This window comes from Pseudooceanicola lipolyticus (genome assembly GCF_002786325.1).
Classification (GTDB): domain Bacteria; phylum Pseudomonadota; class Alphaproteobacteria; order Rhodobacterales; family Rhodobacteraceae; genus Pseudooceanicola_C; species Pseudooceanicola_C lipolyticus.
This window is the reverse complement of the sequence record NZ_PGTB01000396.1, coordinates 1-834: the sequence shown is the minus strand read 5'-3', so window position 1 is coordinate 834 and position 834 is coordinate 1. Positions and strand designations below refer to the sequence as shown.

The 834-nt window shown below is 72.1% G+C and carries 1 protein-coding gene; it reads left to right on the top strand.

Going from position 1 to position 834, the window contains the following annotated elements; all coding sequences use genetic code 11:
* A partial coding sequence (locus CVM52_RS26195) for an aldehyde dehydrogenase family protein (protein ID WP_133120023.1) occupies positions 1 to 834 on the top strand: 834 nt, incomplete at both ends.

Genomic DNA, 834 nt, shown 5'->3' with positions numbered 1-834 from the left:
GCGCGGCGCCGCGATCACCGAAATCGGCTGTTCCGAGACCGGCTTGCCGGCGGCGCGGCTGGAGGGCGAGCGCGGGCGCACCGTGGGCCAGCTGCGGCTGTTTGCCAGCCATATCCGCGACGGCGCCTATCGCGACTTGCGCCACGATCCGGCGCTGCCCGAACGGCAGCCGCTGCCGCGCCCGGATCTGAAGATGGTCCAGCGCCCGATCGGCCCGGTGGCGGTGTTCGGCGCTTCGAATTTCCCGCTGGCCTTCTCCACCGCCGGCGGCGACACCGCCGCGGCGCTGGCCGCCGGCTGCCCGGTGGTGGTCAAGGGCCATTCCGCCCATCCCGGCACCGGCGAGATCGTCGCCGAGGCGATCCATGCCGCGATCCAGAGATGCGATATGCCCGCCGGCGTGTTTTCCCTGATCCAGGGCGGCAAGCGCGATGTCGGCCAGGCGCTGGTACAGCACCCGCTGATCAAGGCGGTGGGCTTCACCGGCTCGCTGGGCGGCGGCCGGGCGCTGTTCGACCTTTGCGCCGCGCGCCCCGAACCGATCCCGTTTTTCGGCGAGTTGGGCAGCGTCAACCCGATGTTCATCCTGCCCGGGGCATGTTCGGCCCGCGGCGACGAGATCGGCACCGGCTGGGCCGGGTCGCTGAGCCTGGGCGCCGGCCAGTTCTGTACCAATCCCGGCATCGCCGTAGTCGAAAAGGGCGCGGAAGGCGATGCCTTTGTGCAGGCGGCCGCCGCGGCGCTGCAGCAGGTGGCACCGCAGGTGATGCTGACCGAGGGCATCGCCGCCGCCTATCGCGCCGGCAAGGCCCGGTTCGACGGCCGCAACGCGGT